The sequence below is a fragment of the Actinomycetospora sp. 2LY8.5 genome (assembly GCF_057180585.1).
This window is the reverse complement of the sequence record NZ_JBXUHE010000090.1, coordinates 1-4,802: the sequence shown is the minus strand read 5'-3', so window position 1 is coordinate 4,802 and position 4,802 is coordinate 1. Positions and strand designations below refer to the sequence as shown.

The following is a 4,802-nucleotide window of genomic DNA, read 5'->3' as shown; positions in this document are numbered from 1 at the left end:
AGAAGTTCATCAAGCCACGCTGCCCCTGGACCAACGGCAAGGTCGAACGGTTCAACCGCACCCTGGCCCGCGAGTGGGCCTACCGACGGCCCTACCCCAGCAACCAGGATCGCACCCTGGCCCTCGATGACTGGATCGAGTACTACAACACCCGACGCCCCCACACCGCCTGCCGCGGCCGAGCCCCGATCACCCGCCTGTCACCAACGTGACGGCCGAGTACAACTAGTGCGGCGACCCACGGACCGCGGTCGGTCTCGATACCCACCATGACCTGCTGTGCGGTCAGCTCCTCGCCGCCGAAGCGCCCGATCAGCTCGTGGAACCGGTCCAGACCGGCCACTCCCTCGGGCACTCGAGCACGTCCCAGCCGACGTCCGGTGTCGTCCTGCACCTCCACGTCGTGATGATCCTCGGCCCAGTCGTCGCCGACGAACAGCACACCAACGCCCCTTCCTTCCGATCTGCGTCTTCGGCAGCGCGCGGGAGATCACCAGCGGCCTAATGGACAGTGCTCACGCCCCTCGACGTGGGCGGGCACGCCACCCCATCAGCGGTCACGATCACCCGACCATCGGCGGGGGCACGGTCTTGAGCAAGGACTCGAAGATCGGTCCCGGCCGCACGAGTGCTCACCCGCCGACGGCTACCAGCCGAACCCTCTCGCGTCTCGGCCGGAAGCCCCATTAGGCCGCGCCGGCCATGGGAAGAGCGATGGACCCGACTTCGTCGGGCGGTCTGCCGGCCCCGGAGCGTCACACGGGCTGACTCCCGATCAAGAGTGCTGCGCATCGCTGCGCGACGGACTCCGTCCGCTCTTGACAACCCCATGTCAACCCTTGCCCGCGGTGAGCGTCATCCGGCGCGCGCCGGTGGTGGAGGTGTTCTCGGCGTCGGCCGGGACGTCATGATCACGGATTAGCGTGCCTGGCATGAGCGCGGACGATGGGTTGGCCGAGACACGAAGCATGTACGACGCCGATGCGGCCGGCTATGCCGACGTCGTGCGGGACATCCTGGGAGGGCGGCAGCCGTTCCTGAACGCCGCCCTGGGCCTGTTCGCGAACCGGGTGCTGGCCGCCGGCGGCGGACTGGTGGCCGACGTCGGCTGCGGTCCCGGGCACGTCACTGCCCACCTGCATGGCCTCGGCGTCGACGCCTTCGGCATCGACCTGTCACCGGGGATGATCGAGGTGGCCCGATCCGACCACCCCGGGCTCAGATTCGAGGTCGGCTCCATGACGGACTTGGACCTCCCCGCCGCCTCGGTGTCAGGGCTGATCGCCTGGTGGTCGCTGATTCACATCTCTGACGAGGCGATGCCGGCCGTGCTGGGCCACTTCCACCGTGTGCTGCGCCCGGGAGGCCCGATGCAGGTCGGCTTCCACGTCGCCGCCCGGTCACAGGCGAAGTCAGAGGGGCGCGACGATGCGGTCAGGACCCATGGGCACCGCCGCCGCCCGGAGACGGTGGCGGACTGGCTGCGGGACGCGGACTTCACGGTTGAGTCGCAGTGGGAGCTCAACATGGACACCGATCGGCCCGGCGCGGTCCTCTTCGCCCGCCGCTAGGCCGCGCGACCGAGGTGGCGGTCACGGCGGGTGATGGTGGGTCGTTCCCGTCGTGGGCAGTGTCCGGCCGTCCTTGTCGGTGTCCAGGCCGGTGCCCTTCGGGTGGCCTTCGGCCAGCCTGGACACCGCCTGCGGGCGGCTGGAGGTGGCCCCGATCAGGAAGCGACGCCGACGCTGGTCACGGGTGGGCCGGTCGCGGCGAGGGCGGTCTGGGCGGCCGTGGGCGGTGTGCGGCGGGCCGCGAGCGCGGCTTCGTGACGGTCGGGGTCGTAGGGGACGCGGTCGCTCCAGCAGCGCCAGATGATGCGCAGCCAGGCGCGGGCCAGGACCCGGATGGCGTGGGCGTGGCCCAGCCCGCGGGCGCGGGCCCGGGTGTAGATGTCCTGAGCCCAGGGGGACGCGGCGCGGGTGCCGTCGGCGAAGTCGACCAGGGCCTGGCGCAGCCGGTAGTTGCAGGCGCGGCGGAACGCGACGTAGCGGGCGCGTCCGGAGGCGCGGGTCGAGGGGGAGATGCCCGCGGTGGCGGCCAGCGCGTCGTCGGTGGGGTAGCGGCCGCGGGCGTCGCCGATCTCGGCGAGCAGGGTCGCGGCGCGGACCCGCCCGGAGCGGGGCAGGCTGGTGAACACGGCCTGATCGGCGTGGGCGGCCAGGGCCGTCTCGATGTGGCCCTCAAGGGCCGTGATGCGTTCGCGCAGGCTGCGCAGCAGCGCCACCATCTCGACGGTGATGGCTTCGGCCGCGTCGGCGGCGGGGCCCTCGGCCAGCCCAGCGGGAGCGCGGCGCAGGTGGGCGAGCAGCGCGGCCGGGGTGCGGGTGTTCGACCGGGTGTAGTGCGCGTTGTTCAGCCAGGTCGCGAGGCGCTTCTCGGAGAGCCAGCGCACGTGGCGCGGGGTCGGGAAGCGGGTCAGGAACGCCAGCGAGGTCTTGCCGTCGAGCTCGGCGAACAGCCCGACCGCGCCGGGGTGGGCGGTCTGCAGGTGCGCGCGCAGCTGGTTGTGCGCCGCGACGCGGGCCTTGATCAGGTCGGCGCGGGCGCGCACCAGCATCCGCAGCGCCACGGTGGCCTCGGAGCCGGTGGTCAACGCCGTGAGGCGGCGGCGGTCGGTGCGCAGCACGTCGGCGAGCAGGTAGGCATCGAAGCGGTCGTCCTTGTTGCCGCCGCTGCTGTAGCGACCCCGCAGCGCGGTGACCTGCCGGCTCGGGATCACGAACACCGCCAGGCCGGGCGGCGAGCAGGGCCGCCACGACCGGCCCGTCGCCGCGCTCGATCGCGACCCCATCGACCTGGTGGCGATCCAGCGTGGTGACCAGGTTCGCCAGCCCGGTCTTGGTGTGCCCGACGGCGAAACGGGCGATCACCGTGCCGGTGTCGTCGATGACGCACACGGCGTGCTCGGACCACGACCAGTCCGCCCCGGCCCACCGCGCCGGACCTCTCGGCGGTTCGCCCGAGCCGGTGCTTGTGCTGTTGTTCTCGGCCCGTTCCTGCTGGCTCATCGGCCTCGCTGCTCCCGTCACGACCAGGCAAGCGCTCCGGTCGGGCGCGGCTGCCGATCGGTCACTGAAGCGCTCGCGGCGCACAACCCCATCGCCGGTCAACGCGCCTCGTCCCGGACAGGCCTCGCGCTTGTCAAGGAAGACCTCGAAGAGCTGGCGAGCCTGGGCGATGACCCGACGGGCCGGGAAGCGCACCGACCCTGGCAGGGCCGGCCAGATGAGCTTGCCCCCAGTGACCGCGAGCCTCCGCGCCCGTGCCCCTGCGCTCCAAGCGTGGCGGGGGCAGCACCCCGCCACCCCGACCGGGGCCGACAGCCCCACGGGCCATCTGGGGCTTGGAGGCCGATCATGCTGCGAGACCTGCTCACCACCTGGGAGAACTGGTCCGCTCGCGACACCCTGACCCGCGCCCTCGACCGCGTCACCACCGACGACGCGCGTACGAAGCTGCGCGACGCCATCGCCGCCACCCCCGAGAACAACCCACTCGACGCCCTTAGCGATGCCACCGAGCTCGTCGAGCTGCTCACAGCTTGGCGGTGGCAGACCGTCTATGCGGCCCGCAGGGCTGGCGCCACGTGGGGGCAGATCGCGACCGCGACGGACGTCACCGTCGATGAGATACACGCCGACTACGTTGCCGCGCTCGATGGCATGGCTCGCGTCGGCGCCGACGTCACCGCCTACCGCGAGGTCGTGACCTTCGGGAAGATCAACACCACCCCGAGCGCGGTAACCCAGAGGAGATAGGCCATCATTACAGCCGGTAGCCCAGCAGGCCTGTTGGACTGCCCCAACCGAGTGAACAAGACCAAAGAGTTGATAACGCCACGTGCTGCGCAGGCGAACGGATGAGCGCGAACCACGTATCCCGCGCCTGGAGCAGCACTGATGAGCCTTATAGACCAACCTCCTGCCCCGCCGAATGTTCTGCCTACTGAACCACCGCGGCCCCGTCGCAGGAGCTTGATCCTCTTGATCGTCGCCGCGACCGCAATCATCGCCTTCTTCGTCGGTCATGGAGTCAGCAGCTCTGGAGGCTCCGGCGTGACGAGTCAGCCGCGAGCGTCCACCAGCGCGGTCATGCCCAACATCACCGGCCTCACCGTCGACGCCGCCATCAGCCAGCTCAAGAGCCTGACGGGGGCACGCAATATGTTCGTTGCGGGCGGCGAGGCCAGCCGCTCCCGGACGATTCAGAGCTTCACGCCGCCTGCAGGCACTCCGATCACGGCCGACACTCGGATCGACTTCTACCTCGTCCCGGTATCGACCTACACGCCCTCGTACTCAACGCCGTCTTACACACCGAGGTCTACGACTCCCGCAACACCCGCCGGCTTCGGCAGCGGCACGTGGGAAGTAGGCAACGAGCCTGGAGAGATTCGGCCCGGCACGTACCGTGCCGCAGCTGGCTCATCGCGCTGCTACTACGAGCGGCTCAGCAGCCTCAGCGGCGAGTTCGATGCCATCATCAGTAACGACGGCGAATACGATGGCGGGCCTGTCACAGTGACCGTCAGCAGCTCCGACGCAGCGTTCAAGGTGTCGGGCGACTGCGTCTTCGTCCGACGCTAACGCGCGGCGTTCCGACCGGCGCGACGCATTGTCCAGTCCCAGGAGATGGTTGACAGTTCGGTCTCAGGACATCGTTGACACCTGGCCTAGGAAACATGGGTCTGCCCGGTCTTCCTCGGGCGGTGGGCCTTGATGCTGCGAACGGGTTGGGTGGTG

5 protein-coding genes and 2 pseudogenes are annotated in these 4,802 nt (G+C 70.2%); 4 read left to right on the top strand and 3 right to left on the bottom strand.

The window, feature by feature from the left end:
* On the top strand, window positions 1-212 hold a 212-nt coding region (locus AC2A1K_RS35465), incomplete at its 5' end, for an integrase core domain-containing protein (protein WP_483898745.1).
* Between the two features lie 14 nt (window positions 213-226).
* Here the strand turns inward: AC2A1K_RS35465 and AC2A1K_RS35460 are convergent.
* Window positions 227-442: pseudogene (locus AC2A1K_RS35460) on the bottom strand (IS110 family transposase); the annotation flags it as partial.
* Window positions 443-932: 490 nt separating this feature from the next.
* On the opposite strand from AC2A1K_RS35460, the gene AC2A1K_RS35455 reads away from it, so the two are divergent.
* Window positions 933-1,571, top strand: a complete 639-nt coding sequence (locus AC2A1K_RS35455; protein ID WP_483901048.1) for a class I SAM-dependent methyltransferase — start codon at window positions 933-935, stop codon at window positions 1,569-1,571.
* Window positions 1,572-1,726: 155 nt separating this feature from the next.
* Here AC2A1K_RS35455 and AC2A1K_RS35450 read toward each other — a convergent pair whose 3' ends face one another.
* Entirely contained in the window at window positions 1,727-2,779 is a 1,053-nt protein-coding gene (locus AC2A1K_RS35450; RefSeq protein ID WP_483901047.1) for an IS110 family transposase, read from the bottom strand.
* A 112-nt stretch (window positions 2,780-2,891) separates the two neighbouring features.
* Window positions 2,892-3,068: pseudogene (locus AC2A1K_RS35445) on the bottom strand (hypothetical protein); the annotation flags it as partial.
* A 348-nt stretch (window positions 3,069-3,416) separates the two neighbouring features.
* Between AC2A1K_RS35445 and AC2A1K_RS35440 the strand changes: the two are divergent.
* Both AC2A1K_RS35440 and AC2A1K_RS35435 read left to right on the top strand, forming a co-directional pair.
* Complete coding sequence (locus tag AC2A1K_RS35440) at window positions 3,417-3,818, top strand: hypothetical protein (RefSeq protein WP_483901046.1); 402 nt, start codon at window positions 3,417-3,419, stop codon at window positions 3,816-3,818.
* A 225-nt stretch (window positions 3,819-4,043) separates the two neighbouring features.
* On the top strand, window positions 4,044-4,646 hold the full coding sequence (locus tag AC2A1K_RS35435; protein WP_483901045.1) for a PASTA domain-containing protein: 603 nt from the start codon (window positions 4,044-4,046) through the stop codon (window positions 4,644-4,646).
* The last annotated feature ends 156 nt before the right edge of the window (window positions 4,647-4,802 follow it).

What these genes read in the sequence shown, in the direction of transcription:
- AC2A1K_RS35455 (WP_483901048.1), top strand. Translation starts at nt 933, where the DNA reads ATGAGCGCGGACGATGGGTTGGCCGAGACACGAAGCATGTACGACGCC.
- AC2A1K_RS35440 (WP_483901046.1), top strand. Translation starts at nt 3,417, where the DNA reads ATGCTGCGAGACCTGCTCACCACCTGGGAGAACTGGTCCGCTCGCGAC.